At 66.6% G+C, this 17,428-nt stretch carries 10 protein-coding genes and 1 riboswitch; all 10 genes read right to left on the bottom strand.

What is annotated here, in order from left to right; genetic code table 11:
- Positions 1-38: 38 nt before the first annotated feature.
- The 10 genes from QUG03_RS06650 to QUG03_RS06605 all read right to left on the bottom strand — a co-directional run bounded on the left by QUG03_RS06650 (position 39) and on the right by QUG03_RS06605 (position 17,237).
- Positions 39-1,019, bottom strand: a complete 981-nt coding sequence (locus QUG03_RS06650) for a sodium:calcium antiporter (RefSeq protein WP_227108051.1) — start codon at positions 1,017-1,019, stop codon at positions 39-41.
- A 56-nt stretch (positions 1,020-1,075) separates the two neighbouring features.
- Positions 1,076-1,220, bottom strand: a riboswitch (yybP-ykoY riboswitch).
- A 110-nt stretch (positions 1,221-1,330) separates the two neighbouring features.
- On the bottom strand, positions 1,331-3,496 hold the full coding sequence (locus tag QUG03_RS06645) for a penicillin acylase family protein (protein ID WP_500819683.1): 2,166 nt from the start codon (positions 3,494-3,496) through the stop codon (positions 1,331-1,333).
- 390 nt (positions 3,497-3,886) lie between these two features.
- Complete coding sequence (locus tag QUG03_RS06640) at positions 3,887-4,996, bottom strand: ABC transporter permease (protein WP_107799353.1); 1,110 nt, start codon at positions 4,994-4,996, stop codon at positions 3,887-3,889.
- Positions 4,989-5,936 carry an ABC transporter ATP-binding protein gene (locus QUG03_RS06635; protein ID WP_500819682.1) on the bottom strand — a complete coding sequence of 316 codons (948 nt, stop codon included), beginning with the start codon at positions 5,934-5,936 and terminating at the stop codon, positions 4,989-4,991. The genes QUG03_RS06640 and QUG03_RS06635 overlap by 8 nt, the downstream gene beginning before the upstream one ends.
- Positions 5,937-6,030: 94 nt before the next feature.
- Positions 6,031-6,810 (bottom strand): amidohydrolase, encoded by a 780-nt coding sequence (locus QUG03_RS06630; RefSeq protein ID WP_227108047.1) that lies wholly within the window; start codon positions 6,808-6,810, stop codon positions 6,031-6,033.
- Positions 6,792-7,424: a hypothetical protein gene (locus QUG03_RS06625; protein ID WP_107799356.1), complete on the bottom strand. Its 633-nt coding sequence runs from the start codon at positions 7,422-7,424 to the stop codon at positions 6,792-6,794. Before QUG03_RS06625 ends, QUG03_RS06630 begins: the two co-directional genes overlap by 19 nt.
- 211 nt (positions 7,425-7,635) lie before the next feature.
- Positions 7,636-8,892: an SDR family oxidoreductase gene (locus tag QUG03_RS06620; protein WP_500819681.1), complete on the bottom strand. Its 1,257-nt coding sequence runs from the start codon at positions 8,890-8,892 to the stop codon at positions 7,636-7,638.
- 156 nt (positions 8,893-9,048) lie between these two features.
- Complete coding sequence (locus tag QUG03_RS06615) at positions 9,049-9,813, bottom strand: SDR family NAD(P)-dependent oxidoreductase (RefSeq protein WP_227108043.1); 765 nt, start codon at positions 9,811-9,813, stop codon at positions 9,049-9,051.
- Positions 9,810-12,902, bottom strand: a complete 3,093-nt coding sequence (locus tag QUG03_RS06610; protein WP_486637070.1) for a PfaD family polyunsaturated fatty acid/polyketide biosynthesis protein — start codon at positions 12,900-12,902, stop codon at positions 9,810-9,812. The genes QUG03_RS06615 and QUG03_RS06610 overlap by 4 nt, the downstream gene beginning before the upstream one ends.
- Positions 12,903-17,237 carry a hotdog fold thioesterase gene (locus QUG03_RS06605; RefSeq protein ID WP_500819680.1) on the bottom strand — a complete coding sequence of 1,445 codons (4,335 nt, stop codon included), beginning with the start codon at positions 17,235-17,237 and terminating at the stop codon, positions 12,903-12,905. It lies immediately after the preceding gene.
- Between the last annotated feature and the right edge of the window lie 191 nt (positions 17,238-17,428).

The following is a 17,428-nucleotide window of genomic DNA, read 5'->3' as shown; positions in this document are numbered from 1 at the left end:
CTGCGCATCGGCGATGCGGCATTGAACGGGCTCTTGCCTCACACCAGACAGCCGGCAAACAGTAGGTACACCGCGCCCGCGCCCAAGAGCCAGCGGCCGTCCACGCTGCCGCGGCGGAACAACAGCCACAAGCCGACGATCGCCGCCATCGTGGCCAGGCCGGACCACAGCAGGACGCCGTCGAACATCCACGGGGTGAAGAACAGGCCGAAGGCGCTGGGAATCGTCGCCTGTATCATCATCGCGCCGGAGATATTGGCCAATGCCAGGCGCTCCTTGCCCTGGCGCAGCCAGATCAGCGCGTTCATGATTTCCGGCAATTCCGTGGCCACCGGGCTCAGCAGCAAGGCCACCAGATGCGGCGCCATGCCCCAATGTCCGGCCAGCGCTTCCAGCTGCGCGACGAAACCGTGCGCCGCCGCCGCGATCACCGCCAAGGCCAGCAGGGCCTGCGTCGCCGCCCAGCCCAGGCCGCCGCCGGCGCGCAGTTTCAAGGCGTCCAGTTCTTCCTCTTCCGGCGCGGTGTCCGCGCTGCGGATCTCGCGCCAGACATAGGCGGCGTAAGCGGCCAGGAACAGCACGCCCAGCCAGGGCTTGATGGCGAAGGCCAGCAGGCCCAGCGCCACCTTGAACGCGAAAATCAGCAAAAACGCCAGTTGGTCGCCGGCCAGCCGGCGGTGATCGACGCGCAGCAGGTAGTCGCCGCGCCCCAGCCGGCTGCGGTTGCGCCACAGCGCGAAGCCCACCACCGCGTACGCCAGCGTGGCCAGCACCAGCGGCCCGCCCAGGGCGGCGCCGACGCCGATGTCCTTATGTTGCGGCGTGCCGCCGAAGGCCATCGCGGTCAAGGTGACGGCGCTTTCCGGCAAGGCGGTGCCGAAAGCGGCGAGCACGGTGCCGACGGCGCTGGCGCCCAGGTTCAGATGGCGTCCGCACCATTCGATGGCGTTGACGAAGTATTGACAGGAAAGATAGATCAGGACGGCGAGGCCGAGCAGAAACGACAGGGTCAACAGCATAGATAGTCTTGGGCCGGGCAAGCGGATGGACAATGGCGCAACGACGCGGCTTGCCCGGCGGCAAACGCATCGTGGCCAAAGGTCTCGCTTGGCGGCGCCGGCAATGCCGGCCGCTGACCGCGCCATGAGGAAAGCTCCTCAAGTTTGTTGACGCGGCCTCTTCGGCGGGGCCGAAGATGGCTACTCCCCAATGACAACGGCGCCATTGTGCCAGCCTGGGCGCAATGGCGCAAACCTAGGCGCCCGTCATGCGACGCCCACTGCGGATGGCGGCGAAGGGCCGCGACGTCGCCGCCGCGGCCGCCTCGGCGCTAGCGGCGGAACCACTCACGCTTGGACAGCGCCGCCTCCACCTGCTCGCGATTGAGCAAGGCGTCGCGCATGGCGTTCCGCGCCGCCAGCTCCATCTGGTCGCCGTAGTAAGGCGATTGCGGCTGGCTGCTGTTGCCGTAGGTGTTGATCACCTTGGCGCGCAGCGGCCGACCGAACTCCACCAGGGCGGTGAAGGTGTCGCCGAAGATGGCGCGCTGACGGCCGTCGCTGTCGCCGATATAGCTGAAGGTGCGGAAGGCGCCCAAACCCTCGGCGCCGCCGCTGGCCGGCTGGTCCAGCCGCGCCGCGCCGCCGGCGGGGCCGCGCCGCAGCCGGTAGACTTCGCCGAAGGCGATGTCCAGCGGCACGCCGGCCTGTTGCAGCCCCTGGGCCGCCGCGCCCAGCTTGCTGAGCGCGAAGCCGGCGTCGCGCAGGCCGGCGGGCGTGTCGTAGGGCTGCGCCGGATCCGCTTCCCGGCGGTAGCGCAAGGCCTCTTCGCCGCCGGAGGCCGCCACCCAGGCGGCGAACAGCACCGCGCCCTTGCTGGCGGCGTCGCTGCGCCGGTCCCATTGGGCCAGCACTTGCGCCGCGGCGATCAGGCCGGCGTCGCCGGAGGCGCGCGCATAGCCGATCAAATCGTCCAGCACCCGGTCCGCCAGCAGCAGCCGGGTGTCGTGCTTGGCGCTGAGCAGCGTGTCCAGGGTGAAGGCCGGCGTCTGTTCGATCAGCTCGATGCCGCGCTGTTCGCGCAGCAGCGGCGACGCCCGCGGCGACAGATAGCCGGCGTAGGCGGCCGGGTCCAGCGCCGGCTTGCTCATATACCAGGGCACGCTATTGGAGTTCTGCACCCAGCCGCTGGACGGATTGGCCACCTGCGGCAATTCGTCCAGGCGCAGCGCCTGACGCCAGATCAGATCGCTGCGGCTGCCGTCCACCGGCTGCGCCCAGAAGGCGGCGTCGCCGCCGGCGCGGCGCGGGGTCAGACCGCCGAAAGCCGCCCAGATATTGCGTTGGGCGTCGGCGTAGATGATGTTGTGGTAGGGATTGCGCAGCCGCGCCACGACGCTGCGGAAGGCCTTGAAGTCGGGCGCTTGCGCCATGTCCCACCATTGCTCCAGCACGCCGGGGGTCTGCAGCTGGTCGACGCCGACGATGCGCAGCGCGTAGCTCTGGCCGTCCTTGTCGAACACCGGGCCCTGCTCGGCGCGGCGCAGCGTCAGCTGCTCGGCTTGCAGGCTGCCGTCCGGCTGACGGATATACAGGGTTTCGCGCTTGGTCTCAAAGTCGCGCGCCACGCCGTCCAGCAGGTATTGCCGGCCGCTGAGCTTGAGTTGGTACAGGTCACAGCCGTCCTGGGTGTTGACGGTGTGCACCCAGCCCAGCCGCTGGTTGAAGCCGATGCGCATCACCGGCAGGCCCACCAGGGTGGCGCCGTAGATATCGTATTCCGGGCTCTTGAATTGGGCTTCGAACCAGGTGTGGCTGCCGCCCCACAGCAAATGCGGGTTGGCCAGCAGCATGGCGTTGCCGGAACGGCTCTTGGCCGGCCCCAGCGCCCAGCCGTTGGAGCCGCCGATCAGATTGATGGGGGTGGCCACCGCGTCCGGGTAGATCAGCGAGCAATTGGCCGCGCCAGTGGCGGTGGAGCCGCTCAGATAGCCGAAGAAGATGCGCAGGGTGTGGGCCAGCACGTCCTCGCTGCGCACCGGCAGCACCGCGCGCGCCGCCGGGCTCAGACCGCCGCTGGCGGCGGCCTGGTCGTTGACGCCGGCGACGAAGGCGTCCAGGTAGGCGCGCATGCGCGGGCTTTGCTGTTGCAGCCATTGTTTGGAACGCTCGGGGAAACCCATGGTACGCACCATGCGGTCCACTTCCGCCATATTGCTGGGGAAGGGCTCGCCGGCCTCGAACACCGCGCCGTAGTATTCCGCGCCGCGGCCGCGGCCCTGGGCGTACAGCCGCAGCAGCAGCTCCGGATGCGCCTGCATCTGGGCACGGCCAAAGGCGTAGGCCAGGCTGTCGGCGCGCGCGGCGTAGATGTGCGGCACGCCGCTGCGGTCCCACAGCACCTGGCTGCCGCGCGGCTTGCCGTCTTCGTCCAGTTCGCAGGCCGTCAGCAAGGACAGCATGGCGATGCCCAATAGGGCGAGGATCAAGCGTTTCACTACCCTTCCTCCTTTTTGACAACTTAACAATAAGCTGTCGGCCAGTATGCTCAACAGCGATGCCCGGTTCTTCACACTCTTGAAACGACGGAACTGGCCAGCAAGAAAGGAAGCACGTATCCAACGCGCCCAAAGTCCCTTCAAGTCTGCCGCCGGGTGGCAGGCCCGAGGTTTTAGCTACGCAGAAACTTCGCTTCGCACGTTTTAAGCGGCTGCCTGTTCGAGCAGCGCGACGTTAGCGCGCCATCACTGAGCGAATCCTTGATTCGCTCAGTGGGCCAAGTTGTTCCCCTTCCTGCCTTATTCCCTCGCGACGCTACGCTTGCCTCGCTCGGTCAGCGCAGCCCCGGCAATCAAAACCATCATCCGCGCAGCGGATGCCTCATGCCCCTAATACCAGCGAAACACCCGCGCGCCGCTGACGAAGCCGGCAATGCCGATCAGCGTGAGCACCACCGCCGAACGCGCGATTTCCAGCACTCCAGCCCCCTCGACGAAGATCATGCGCATGCCGTCCGCCAGGATGGTCAGCGGCAACACCTCGATCACCGCCACCATCCACTCCGGAAAGTGCTTGTAGCTGAAAAAGATGCCGGAAAAGATCACCAGGAACAGGATGGTCATTTCCAGCAGGCCGTTGGCGGTCTGCGCCTTGGTGGCGCGCGAGGCGGCCAGGATGGCGATGCCGGCGAAGCAGACGTTGCCGGCCAGCAGCAGCACGATGAAGGGCAGCGCCCCGCCCTGGGCGTGCACGTCGAAATAACTGCTGGCGAACAAATACAGCACCAGGGTTTCCAGCAGGCTGAACACCAGGCAGGCCAGCACGTGGGCCAGCAGGAAATCAGTCTTGCGCATCGGGGTGATGCGCATCTGCCGGGTAACGCGGGTGGCGCGTTTTTCGATCAGCGACCAGCCGACGGCGATCAGGCAGGTTTCCATCACCGCCATCGCCACCAGGCCGGGCACCAGGAAGTCGATGTAGCGCAGGCCGGGGCTGTCCAGCACCGACATATTCTTGTCCACCGCCTGGCTCAGCGCGTCCGGGTCGTCGCCGAGGAAGAAGTAGGTCAGCAGCGCCTCGTTGTTCTGCGGGTCCAGATAGTAGATGCGCTTGCCGCTGTCGGCGCTGGGCTCCATGAACACCTGCACGTCGCCGCGCTTGAGGCCGCGCAACACCGATTCGCGGTCCGGGTAGTACTGGAAGCGGTATTTCATCCGTATCAGGTGGTCGCGCTTGATCTCGTCCGCGTTGATGACGCTGGACAGCGGCTGGTTGCGGGCCTCCACCTTGCTGATCCAGGCCTTGACCGCGGCCTGCTCCTGCAAGCTGGGCGGCAGCACCACGCCTATGGTGCGCTCCTTGATTTCGCCGCCGGAGAAGGACACGCCCAGCAGCCACACCAGCAGCAGCGGGAAGCCGAAGGACCAGAACAGGATTTGCGGTTCGCGCAGGTATTGGCGGAATTGAGTGACGATCAGATTGAGCAAGGCGTTATTCATGGAAACCTCGGCCGGCCAGTGACAGGAATAAATCGTCCAGCGTTTTTTTGCGCACGATGATTTCGTCGATGTCGATTTGTTGTTCGCGGATGAACTCGGGCAGACGGAACAGGAAGGCCGAGCCGTTGCGTACCAGCAGCCTCGCCTTGGCGGACGCCTGGTCGTAGCTGTAGCTGATGATGTTGTCCTTGTGCTTGGGCTCGGCGCCGCCGGCGCCGCTCTTGACCCGGTATTCGACCACTTCGCCCGGCTCGTGCGCGGCCAGCAGTTCGTCCAGCGTGCCCTGGGTCAGGATGCGGCCCTGGTGCATGATGCAGATGCGGTCGCACAAGTATTCGGCTTCTTCCATGTAGTGGGTGGTCAGCAACATGGTGGAGCCCAGCTCCTTATTGAGCTTGCGCAGGATGTCCCAGGTGCCGCGCCGCACCTGCGGGTCCAGGCCGGTGGTGGGCTCGTCCAGGATCAGGATTTCCGGCTGGTTGAGGATGGAAATGGCCAGGGCCAGCCGCTGGCGCTGACCGCCGGACAGCCCTTCCACCATCACCTTGCGCTTGGGGGTCAGTTCCACCAGCTCCAATACCTCGTCGGCGCGGCTGCGCGGCCGGCGGTAGAAACTGGCGAACAGGTTGACGGTTTCGTCCACCCGCAGCTTGTTGATGAACAGCGATTCCTGCAGCACCCCGGCCAGGCGGTGGCGCAGATAGCTTTCGTCCTTCTGCCAGCTGCGCCCCAGGATGCGGATGGAGCCGGCCTCCGGCTGTTTCAGTCCCTCCAGCATTTCCACCAGCGTGGTCTTGCCGGCGCCGTTGGGCCCCAGCAGGGCGACGAATTCGCCGCGATAGATGTCCAGCGACACGTCGTTGACCGCGGTGTAGTCGTTGAAGCGCTTGGTCACCGACTGGAATTCGATGACTTTTTCTCTTGTTGTGGCTTGGTGCATTTCACTTTCCATAGAAGCCGAAGGAGAACCGAAGCAGCGGAAAACCCCGCGCAGCCGCAGGGCTTATCCGCCTCTTTTCATTGCCGCCGCGCGGTCAAACGAGTTGATAACGGTCCGCATCCTTCAGGAAAGGGAACTGGGCGCGCACATCGTCCAGCTGCGCGCGCGACAGCCTGGCCTGATACACGCTTTCCAGTTGGCGGCCGTGGTACAGGGTGTCGCCCAGCGGATCGATCAGCATGGAGTCGCCGCTGTAGCGGATGTCGTTGCCGTCCACGCCCACCCGGTTGACGCCGATGACGAAGGCCTGGTTTTCGATCGCCCGCGCCGGCAGCAGCGTTTGCCAGTGCTTGGCGCGGCGCTCCGGCCAGCTGGCGATGTAGAGCGCCAGGTCGTACTGGCTGTTGTTGTTGCGCGACCAGACCGGGAAGCGCAGGTCGTAGCAGACGAAGGCGGCCACCGACCAGCCGTCCACCTTGACGATCAGCGGCGCGTCGCCGGCGGTGTAGTGCTCGTGCTCGCCGGCGAAGCTGAACAGATGCTTCTTGTCGTAGCTGAACAGGCTGCCGTCGGCCTTGGCCCACAGCAGGCGGTTGTAGTAGCGGCCCTGCTCTTCTATGGCCACGCTGCCCACCAGGTCGGCGCGCTTGGCGCGCGCGGTGTCGCGCAGCCATTGCACCGCCTTGCCGTCCATGGTTTCGGCGATCTTCTCCGGCCGCATGCTGAAGCCGGTGGTGAACATTTCCGGCAGCACGATCAACCGGCTGTCGTTCACCGCGCTCAGGTGGCGCTCCATCCGCTGCAGGTTCTGGTCCACCGATTCCCAGGCGATGTCGCTTTGCACCAGGGTGACGGCTAAGTCTTGATTTGGCATGGTTTGCTTTCCCAATGGGTCAATATCACTTCGTTGTGGTCGCCGCGCTCGCGGCTGCTCTGGCGCACCAGCACTTCGCCGCCGTCGTCGGACAGATACCAGCCGGTGCCGCTGATCTTGCGCCGCTTTGATTGATAGGCCACCACCCTCGCCTGCCGCGGCTGGCCCAGCAGGTCCAGGGTTTCGTCCGGCAGCCGCTGGTAGCGGACCTCGTCAATGTCGAAGTGCTCCAGATCCAGCACCCGCAAGGTGGCCTCGGCCTGGCCGCCGACGAGAAAGCGCTCGGCGGCGTCTTCGCTGCTGGCGTCGAAATCCCCCAGCTTGAAGCGGCGCACCTCCAGCTGGCCGTCGTGCAGGCGCAAGGTCAGCACGCCCTGACGCAGCCGGCCCTTGATCACGGTCTTGTCGCCGTCCTCGTCGGAGACGCCGGCGTAGCGGCACAGGCCGTCCGCGCCGAAATCCATGCTCTCGTCCGATTGCAGCGAGTAGTCGAACCACAGCCCGCTGCAGCGCAGGTCCATCCGGTTGCTGACCTGCAGCACCGGCATGTCGTCCAGCCAGCCGCGGCGGCGTTCTGTCCGCAGCCGGCCTATTGGTTCGCCGTTGCTCAGCACCTGATAGTCCAGCAGCAGTTCCGCGACCGGTGGGGACCTCGAAAAACCTACTGCGCCGTCCGATAGCTGCGTTGCTCCGTGCTCGCTCCCTCGCTGTACTCCTTGTACTATCTCGGTCGCTGCGCGCGGTGCGTCTTGCTCTCGAACCGCTCGCGACGGTTTTTCGAGCGCCCCCGGCGCTTCGATCAGCGCTTCCTCGTCGGCCAGCATCTCAGCGCACCGCCGCCGCGTCGCTCAGGTCGGCGTCGTACAAGCTCTCCATATAGCCGCCGGCCATGCTGGTGTGACGCTTGATTTCCGCCAGCGGGGTCTGCTCCGCCGGAGCGTTCAGGAAGCCCACCTTGCAGGCGTAGTCCAGATAGCGGCCGAACAAGGCCTGGTCCAAGTCCGGGCAGCGGATGTCGGTGTTGGCCAGCAGCTCCTGGATCTCGCTGGTGTCGTACTTGGCGTGCTCCTTGCAATCGCTGCCGTCGTAGAAGATGGCCATCAGATCGGTGAAGGTGGAGCGGTAGCCGGCGCCGCCGCGGTGCATGCGGCCTTCCTGCAGCGCTTCGAAGTAGTCCTTGGACGATACGTCGCGCAGGGTGTAGCCGTAGCCGCGCAGGCGGGCGACGATGCCGTCGTAGTTGATCGGACGCGGATTGGTCAGGTTGTAGGTGCGACGATTGCTGGACTGCAGATTCATCGCCGCGAACAGCGTGGCCTGGGCCACGTAGTCCACCGGGGAGATGTCGAAGGCTTCGTCCGAGGCGAAGGTCAGGCCGGTTTCCACCAGCGATTTGAGCATTTCGTAGTAGATGCCCTTGACCTTGGTCTGCTTCAGCGGGTAGCAGCCGGTCCGGCTGTCGCCCCAGATATTGCCCGGACGCACAATGACCCAATCCAGGCCGCGCTCGCCGGCCTCGTGCACCATGCGCTCGGCGGTGAATTTGGAGCGTTCGTAGTCCATGTTGACGAAGCCCTGGCCCACGTCCAGATCGGTTTCGCGCAGCACGAAGTCCGGCTGGTACAGCTTGTCGCCCACCATGCTGAAGCTGGAGGTGAACACCAGCGGGGCCTTGCCGGCCAGGCACAGTTCGATCAGGTTGGCGGTGCCGCCCACATTGACCGGGGCGATCTTGTTGTAGGAGGCCACCAGACTGACGTTGGCGGCGCAATGCAGCACCAGGTCCGCCAGATGGGCCAGATCGCGGTAGGCGCTGGCGTCCAGGCCCAGCATGGGCTGGCTGATGTCGCCCAGCACCGGGATGATGCGCCAGGCTTCGGTGGCCAGCTTGCGGCCTTCGTCGTAGCAATACAGCACGTCTTCGATGCGGGCGCGCGCGGCGTCCTTGTTCTCGGCCCGCACCACGCAATACACGTTGGCGTCGGTGGTGGCCAGTATTTCCTGCAGCAAACGGCCGCCCAGCACGCCGGTGGGGCCGGTCAGCACGATGTTCTTGACGCTGGTCTTGGCTCGGTAATCCATGACTTCACCTCTGAATTTGGTTTGGTTCCAGTCGGGGGCCGGCGCGGCCGGCCCCCTGTCACGCTATGCGGCAGAACCTGATCCAAGTCTCGCGAGCTAGAGCGAAACCGGTTTCAACGCCATATCGCCGAAGCGCAGCAGGCCTTGGACAGATTCTTACAAGGTGCCTACCCGCATGCCTCCATCCAGCGGAATGACGGTGGCGTTCAGATAGTTGGTCTTGCAGGTGGCCAGGAAGGTGACCACCTCGGCGATGTCCTCCGGCAGCCCCCAGCGCCCCACCGGCACGATGGACTTGACGATGGCATCGTCGGACTGCTCCACCATCTGACGGTCGACGAACTGGCCCAGCATCTTGGTCTTGCAGATGCCCGGCGCAATCGCGGTGACGCTGATGTTCAACGGCCCCAGCTCCCGCGCCCAGGACTCAGACGCCTTGATCAGGCCGGCCTTGGACGCCGCGTACGCCGACCCGCCGGCCGCGCCCCAGATGCCGGCCACAGAGGCGATGTTGATGATGCGGCCGTACTTCAGCCGCGCCATGTGGCGGGAGAACACCGCGGTGGCGTTGAAGGCGCCGTTGAGGTTGACGTCGAACACCCGTCTCGCCAGCTCCCCGCTTTTTTCCGCCATGCAGTAGCCGCGGCCGATGACGCCGGCGTTGTTGACCAAGACCGTGATGTTGGCGCCCATGCGCTCGACGATGGCGGCGCTGGCGGCGTCCACGCTGTCGGGGTCGGTCACGTCCATCACGAAACCGCGCAGGCTGTCCGGGCAATCCAGCTCCCGGCCCAGCTGCTCCAGCGCGGCGGCGTCCACATCGGTGGCCGCCACCGCGTAGCCCACTTCCAGCAGCGACTTGACGATGGCGCTGCCGAAGCCGCCGGCCGCGCCGGTGACGACGGCGACTTGCCGGGTCACGCCACCTCTCCTTCCTTGAAGGCGATGTCGATCACTTTGCGGGCGTTGGCCATGGCGTCGAAAATGCGTTCTTCGAAGAAGCGCACGTCGTCCTGGTTCATCAGCAGGTTGGAGTAGATCCGCGACAGCGGCGAGAACTGGATGCCGTAGCGCTTGGAGATCTCGCGGATGATGATGTCGCAGAACTTGACCTTGTCGCTGTAACCCTCGGAGCGGTCCACCATGGTGTCCTGCGAGTGGTAGACCAGCGCGGTGGGCATGCCCTGCACCACCAGCGGCAGATCGTTGGCGTGAGCGGCCTTGATGAAGGTGTCGGAGATCTGTTCGGTGAAGCGGCCCATGCGCTCGTAGCAGCCCGGGTCCTGTTCGATCAGCTCGAAAGTGCTCTTGATCGCGGCCAGGCCCAGCGGGTAGCCGTTGAAGGTGCCGGCGTGGATCACCTTGCCGCGGGTGTAGAGGTCCATGATGTCGCGACGGCCGGCGATGGCGGAGATCGGCATCGAGCCGCCGCCCAGCGCCTTGCCGAAGGTGGACAGGTGCGGGGTGACGCCGAGGATGCCCTGGGCGCCGGACAGGCCCAGACGCACGCCGGTGATGATCTCGTCGAAGATCAGCACGATGTTGTACTTCTCGCAGATTTCCTTGGCGCGCTCCAGATAGCCTTCGCGCGGGAAGATGCCGCCGCCGTTGACGCAGATCGGCTCCATCAGCACCGCGGCGATTTCATTGTGGTAGCGCTCGATGGTGGCTTCCAGCACCTGGATGTCGTTCCACGGCAGCATGAAGGACTGGTCTTCCAGCGCGCCGTCGGCGCGGCCCAGGGTGTCCAGCAGGTCGCCCTTGAAGGTTTCCGGCACCGGGAAGCTCAGGTCCTGGCGCTTGCGGCCGCCCATGATGTTGTCGGCGTTGCCGTGGTAGTGGCCGTGGAAGCGGATGAAGCGCTGCTTGCCGGTGAAGCCGCGCGCCAGGCGCAGCGCGTTCTGCACCGCCTCGGTGCCGCTCAGGCAGAAGCGGATCATCTCGGCGCAAGGGATGTGCTTGACCATCAGTTCGCAGACTTCGACTTCCAGGTCGCAAGTGTCCACCGAGGTCACTTTCTGCATGTAGCGGATCAGCGCTTCGTTGTAAGCCTCGTTGTGGTGGCCGACGAAGAGCGCGCCGAATTTGCAGAACAGGTCCAGGTGTTCATTGCCGTCCAGATCCCAGACCCGGGAGTTGCGGCCGCGATTGAACGGCACCACCAGCGGCCGTTCCGGGTCGCCGAAGTTGTAATGAGTGCCGCCCGGCAGCAGCTCCCAGCATTGCTTGTAAAAATCCTTGGACTTGATCAGCGACAGCTTGGTATTGCCTTCCATATTCCTGCTCTCCTCTTGCTTGCCCTGTGATGCTACGGTTGGTGCTACGGTTGATGACGGGATGTCATTCAATTCGGGTTCGGGTCCGATGTCGTCTTCGTCCAGCGCCGTCATGCGGGCGCTGAGGGGGCGGTAACGCTCCAGCCGCTGCGGCGTCAGGACGCCCAGCTGGCGCAAGGCCGCCACGCGGCTCAGGTAGGCGGCGCCGGCCATCAGCTCCACCGCGATGTCGGCCACCTTGCGCTTGGCCACCGGCGCCAGCTCGCTGCCTTGCAGCCACTCGTTGGCCGCGCCCATCGCCGCGCCGCACCAGATCTGGTAATCGACCGCGCGCTCGGCCGCGCCGGAGATCGCCCAGCGCGAGGACTGGCCCAGATACCACTGGAACAGCAGCGCCATCTTTTTCTTGGGGTTGGCGTTGGCGGCGTCTATCAGCGCCTGGTTGCCGCGGCCGGCGAAGAAGGCCTCGGTGTCGGCCCATACCTGGGCCAGCGGCTGACGGAACACCTGCTGTTCCAGGCTGGCCACTTCGGCGGCCGGGATCTGTTCCAGGCCGGGGTACTGCTTGTACAGGCCGTGCAGCTTCTGCGCGCGCACCGCGTACATGCTGCCGCCCTTGAGCACCTGCACCTTGGCGCCCAGTTCGAACATATCGGCGGACGGCGCCATCGCCATGTCGGCGATCTTGGCCTTGCCCAGCAATTGCTTGACCGGGTCCGAGGTGCCGGCTTCGACGCAGGCCTGGTTGATGGAGCCGGTGACCACGTAGGCGGCGCCCAGCGAGAACGCCGCCAGCGTGGCGTGCGGGCTGCCGATGCCGCCGGCGGCGCCGACGCGCACGGTGAAGGGATAGCCCTGGCCGGCGCAGATTTCGTCGCGCAGCTCCGCGATGGAGCGGAAGATGCAGCTGAGCAGGCCGTTGTCGGTGTGGCCGCCGGAATCCGCTTCCACGGTGATGTCGTCGGCCATCGGCACTTTCTTGGCCAACTCCGCCTGGCGCTCGCTGATCAGGCCGTCGGCCAGCAGCTTGCGCACGATCTTCTCCGGCGCCGGGCTGAGGAAATGCTGCGCCACTTCGCGGCGCGACACCTTGGCGATCACGCGGTTGCGGCGGATCACCGCGCCCTTGTCGCCGGCCTCCAGGCCCTTGACCCGGTAGTAGACGATGGCGGCGGACAGATTGACGTAGGCCGAGGCCTCCACCACCTTGACGTCCTGTTCGATGAACAGCTTGACGCAGTTCATCTCCCAGTCCGGCTGGCTGGGGTTGTGCAGCAGGTTGATCGCGTACGGGCCGTTGGGCAGCGCCTGCTTGATACGGCGGATGGCGCTGCCGATGCGCTCCAGCGTCAGGCCGCCGGCGCCGAAGGCGCTGAGGATGCGGCGCGAACCCAGCGCGATCACCATGTCCTCGGAGTTGATGCCGCCGGCCATGGCGCCCGCGTAATAGGCGAAGCGCACGCCGTAGTCACGCAGGAAGGACGGATCGCCGAAGTACTCCGGCAACATCGCCGGCACCATGCCCAGGCAATCCACCTGGCCGTTGCCGGCCAGGCCGCCGGCCGGTTCCAGCAGTACCGCGTCCTGCTGGCGCAGCACGTGCAGCGGCCGCGCCAGGTCCAGCAACTGGGCCTGGGCCTGTTCCGGCGTCTGCTGGAACTTGCCGGCATGGCCCTGCCATTTGTACACCGGGGCCGCAAAGCGCGGCGCCACGCAAAGCTTGTCTTGGTTCATTCATGCCTCTATCGCTGTCAGCGCCGGCACCGAAGCGTCCGCCGCTGCCGGCGCTCGGCTGAAGCCGGCGCCTAGGTTGTCGCACATACCGATGACGTTGCCGCGGTAGATGATCTCCGCGAGGAAGACCAGCGCCATCCGCTCCAGCTGGCCGTCGGCCTGGTAGTCGCAGTGGATGGATTTGCAGGTGAGCCGGTAACGCAGGGTGTCGGCCTCGCACTTCACTTCGCCGCGGAACTTGGCGCTGTAGCTGTGCGGGCTGAGCGCGTGCGGCACCATGCCCGGCAGCGAGTACAGCCCCAGGTAGCACAGGTAGAACTTGACCAGTTGCTCGCAGCCTTCCACCAGGAAGGTGCCGGGCATCACCGGGTCGTTCTTGAAGTGGGCGCGGAACACCCAGTGGCTGGGGTCGATGTCGCGTTCGGCCACCGCCTCGCCCAGGCCGAAGGCGCCGCCGGAGGCGGAGATGGACACCACCCGGTCCAGCATCTTGGCCGCCGGCGCGTACAAGCGCGGCGCGCGCGACGCGGCGTAGGCGGCGTCGCCGAAGCAGGCGACGAAATCGCCGCGCTGCAAGGCCTCGATATGGCTGTTGTCGAAGGACGCGCGCCCGCAGCGCAGCGGCGGCTGGAACGGCTCGGCCGGCTGGCCGGCCTTCAGATAGGGCGCGGTGTTGACCCCCTTGGATTTTTCGATGTCCTTGGGCAGGAAGAAGCCGGAATTGGCCTCCAGCTTGAAGCTCAGCCTATCGCCGACGTAGCACAGATACTCGTAGGCGATCAGCACGTTCTTGCCCACCTTGAGGAAGGACTTGATGTTGACCCGTCCGCGCAGCACTTCGCCGGCCTTGGGCAAGGGACCGTAGACCGTGGTCTGGCTGTCCACCGCCCGGTAGCGCAGCTGGCCCTTGAACAGCTGGTCGCAGCCGATATAGGTGAAGGCGACGATCATCGCGTGCGAGGCTTCCAGCGACACGAAGGCCGGCACCAGGCCGTCGGACACGTACCAGGCGTCGGGGTGCAGATCGTATTCCCACTCGATGAAGCACGGCTCCAGCTTGCCCGGCTGCGCCGACAGCGCGGTGATGCGCGAGGCGAACATATACGGCGGCGACGGCATGCGGGTGCGGATCGGATAGCTGTCGGCCTCGGCGTAATCCGGGCCCAAGACCTTGGCGATGGAGCCGTCGGTCAGCTCCACCAGCTGCGCTTCGTCGAACAGCGGACGCGGGCGCGGCGGCACCGGCGCCGCGGCCTTGGGCTTGGCCGCGCGGCGCTGGCCGGCCGGCGCGCCGGCGCCCAGCAGTTGCGCGATGCGCTGGTAGAAACGCTGCTCGGCCTGCAGATAGCTGAGCTGGGTCTGCGCTTGGCGGCTGTGCTGCCTTTGCAAGACCGGCGCTTCGCTGTCGGCCGGCGCCGCGGCGGCCGGCTGCGGCTGCGCCGATTCCGCCACCGGCTGCGGACGCCGCCAGGGCTTGACGTCGCCGAACAGCGCGCGGTTGGCCTCGTTGACGATCATCTCGGCGATGGTGTGTTCGCGGCCGGTGTGCACGGTGGCGACCAGGGCCGGACCGCCCGCCTGCGGCGGCGTCGGCGTTCTGGCTTCCAGGCGATTGGCCTCGCCGGGCTCTTGCAGAATCATATGGGCGTAGCCGCGGTCCAGGCCCAGGCTGTTGACCGCCGCCAGCCGCAGACCGCCGGCCGGCGCCGGCCAGGCCGCGCCGGTTTCTCCGGCGCGGAACACGGCGCGCAGCGCGGCCTCCGGATAGGCGGCCAGCGCCGCCGCGCCGGGCAGCTGCCGGCGATGCAGGCAGAGCGCGGCCTTGATCACGCTGACGATGCCCTGGGCCGAGGCCAGCTGGCCGTAGTTGGCGGCCACCGAACCGGCGGCGACGCCGCTGTCGCGGTAGACCCGGGACAAGCCGTCGATTTCCACCTGGTTGTCGCTGGCCAGCGCGCCGCCGCTCAGTTCCAGATAGCCCACCGACGCCGGATCCGCGCCGGCCTGGCGCAAGGCCGCCGCCGCCGAGCGCGCCACCGCGTCCGCCGCCGGTTGAAACTCGGTGCTGTCGCCGCAAGCGTGGCCGATGGCCAGGCCGCGCATCACCGCGTAGATGCGGTCCTTCGCTTCCAAGGCCGCCTGCTCGCGCTTGAGCACCACCACGCCGCCGCCCTCGCCCACCGGCGCGTCGACATGGCCGGCGCCGCGGCGCGGCGCCCACAAGACGTTTTCCAGACCGCCGGCGAAGCTGCCGCCGGCGACGATGACCGCGTCCACCAATTGCTCGGACAACATGAATTGCGCCAGTTCTATCGCCTTGAAGGCGGCGTTTTCATGCGCGCACAGCGAGAAGGCCGGGCCGTCCAGCTTCAGATGGGCGGCGATGCGGCTGGCCACCACATTGCCGATGCCGCCGGTGATGCCTTCCGGATACGGCTCCGGGAACAGGCTGTCCTTGACGATGGTTTCCAGCGCCGCGGTCTGCGCCTCGCTCAGCGAGATGCCGCTGTGCGCCAGGCTGTCGCGCACCTGCCAGGCCATCTCGTTGCGCGCCTGATAGCGCGAGCAGCTGTAGTCGACGTCGCCGGCGACGATGACGGCGATATTGCGCTTGTGGCCGTCCAGCTGGTAGCCGGCGTCGTAGAAGGCGCGCTCGGCGATGGGCATCAGGAACAAATGCGACAGCAGATGGCTGCCCACCACCTTGGGCGGCAGCTTGAAGCGCTTGCAGTCGAAATCGAACTGCTCGATATAGGCGCCGGCCGGCGCCTGACGGTAGCCGCGCGCGCCCAGCACGTCGGCGCGCCCCTCCAGGCCCAGCCAGCGGGTGCGCGGCAGCGGGCGGAAGTGGCGGCGGCCCTCGGCCACCGTCCGCAACAGGGCGTCCGGGGTTTCAGTGTCCGCCAGCGCCACGCCCACGCCCACGATGGCCAGGCTTTGTTGTTCAGCCGGCAGTTGCGGCCAGGCGGTCACCGGCGCGTCGGCGCGGTGTTCGCGCAGCACCATGTGGCCGTTGACGCCGCCGAAGCCGAAGGCGTTGATGCCGGCGCGCTTGGCCTGGCCGCGCTGCGGCCACGGCGTGGTGTCGCGCACCACGTGGCGGATGTCCAGCTGGCCGCCCGGGGTGCTGACCATGTCTTCCACGTTCAGCGTCGGCGGGATCACGCCGCTGCGCATCGCCAGCAGCACTTTGAGGATGCTGGCCATGCCGGAGGCGGTCAGCATATGGCCGATATTGCCCTTGTTGGCGCCGATCAGCGGCCGCTGCGCCTGGTCGGCGAAGAAGGTCTCCACCGAGCCCAGCTCCACCTGATCGCCCACCGGGGTGCCAGTGGCGTGGCATTCCAGATAATCGATGTTCTTGTCCACGCCGTCGTAGGCGCGCTTCAGCGACAGCAGCTGGCCGTTGAGGTCGGGCACCAGGATGTGCTTGGCGCCGCCGTCGTTGGACAGGCCGATGGACTCAATCACGCCGTAGATGCGGTCCTTGTCGCGCACCGCGTCGGCGTAGCGCTTGAGCGCGATCACGCTGGCGCCCTCGCCGGCCTTCAGGCCCTGGGAGTTGCGGTCGAACGGCACCGACTGGCCGTCGGCCGGGAAAGCCTGCAACACGTTGAAGCCGTGATCGATGTAGATGTGGTCGGCGTGGCAGACCGCGCCGGCCAGCATCAGGTCAGCCTTGCCGCTTTGCAGGTAGTAGCTGGCCACGCGGATGGCGTACAGCGCGGAGGCGCAAGCCGCGTCCAGCGCGAAGCTGGGGCCGGCCAGGCCCAGCGCCTGGGCCGCCAGCGTGGCGTTGTGGCTGCCGGTCATCAGATTGAGATCGGACAAGCCTTCCGCCTGCCAGGGCTGGCGGAAATGGAAATCGTCGCGTTGCAGCAGTTCCTGGACGTAGGGTTCCAGGATGCCTTGGTAGAAACCGTTGAGCAGCTTCTTGCCGGCGTGCGTGGGCATGCCGATATTGCCGATGATCAGGCCGCAGCGCTCCAGCGCCTCGGCGCTGTGGCCCACACCCTGGCCGGCGTCGATCAAAGCCTGTTCCGCCGCGTACAGCGTCCATTGGAACAGCGGGTCCAGCGCCTCCAGCTGCGCGGCCGGCAGGCGGTAGCGGCCGGCGTCCAGCTTGAAGCCGCGCACATGGCCGTTCTTGTTGTAGGCGATCTTGTCCGCGGTGCCCGGCACCGGGTGGCGATACAACGCCGGGTCCACGCCCAGCTCTTCCCGGCTCAATTCCGAGGTGCAATCCCGCCGCTCCAGCAGGTTGCGCCAGTACTGTTCTGGCGTTTCGGCGCCTGGAAACAGGCAGCCTAATCCGATAATGGCGATTTCTTCCATAGTGCATTCATGCCTAAAGTAGAGCCAACATTCCCAAACCTTGGGCGCAACCGTCCCCCTCCGCCGCCGGCCGCTGTTGAGGCGGCGGGCGGCGGCGCGGGATCAGGATTGAACCGGCGCGGGCCGATTTCGAGCGCGGCGGCGGCAAGGCGAACCCTCCGCCACCACGACTCGGCTGTATGGCCGGAACG

The organism is Chromobacterium sp. CCUG 30098 (assembly GCF_059916605.1).
This window is presented reverse-complemented; position numbering and strand designations above follow the sequence as displayed.

Excerpts from the sequence above, each read along its gene's own strand:
- QUG03_RS06620 (WP_500819681.1), bottom strand. The coding sequence starts at position 8,892 with ATGGATTACCGAGCCAAGACCAGCGTCAAGAACATCGTGCTGACCGGC.
- QUG03_RS06630 (WP_227108047.1), bottom strand. The coding sequence starts at position 6,810 with ATGCCAAATCAAGACTTAGCCGTCACCCTGGTGCAAAGCGACATCGCC.
- QUG03_RS06650 (WP_227108051.1), bottom strand. The coding sequence starts at position 1,019 with ATGCTGTTGACCCTGTCGTTTCTGCTCGGCCTCGCCGTCCTGATCTAT.
- QUG03_RS06610 (WP_486637070.1), bottom strand. The coding sequence starts at position 12,902 with ATGAACCAAGACAAGCTTTGCGTGGCGCCGCGCTTTGCGGCCCCGGTG.
- QUG03_RS06635 (WP_500819682.1), bottom strand. The coding sequence starts at position 5,936 with ATGCACCAAGCCACAACAAGAGAAAAAGTCATCGAATTCCAGTCGGTG.
- QUG03_RS06640 (WP_107799353.1), bottom strand. The coding sequence starts at position 4,996 with ATGAATAACGCCTTGCTCAATCTGATCGTCACTCAATTCCGCCAATAC.
- QUG03_RS06605 (WP_500819680.1), bottom strand. The coding sequence starts at position 17,237 with ATGGAAGAAATCGCCATTATCGGATTAGGCTGCCTGTTTCCAGGCGCC.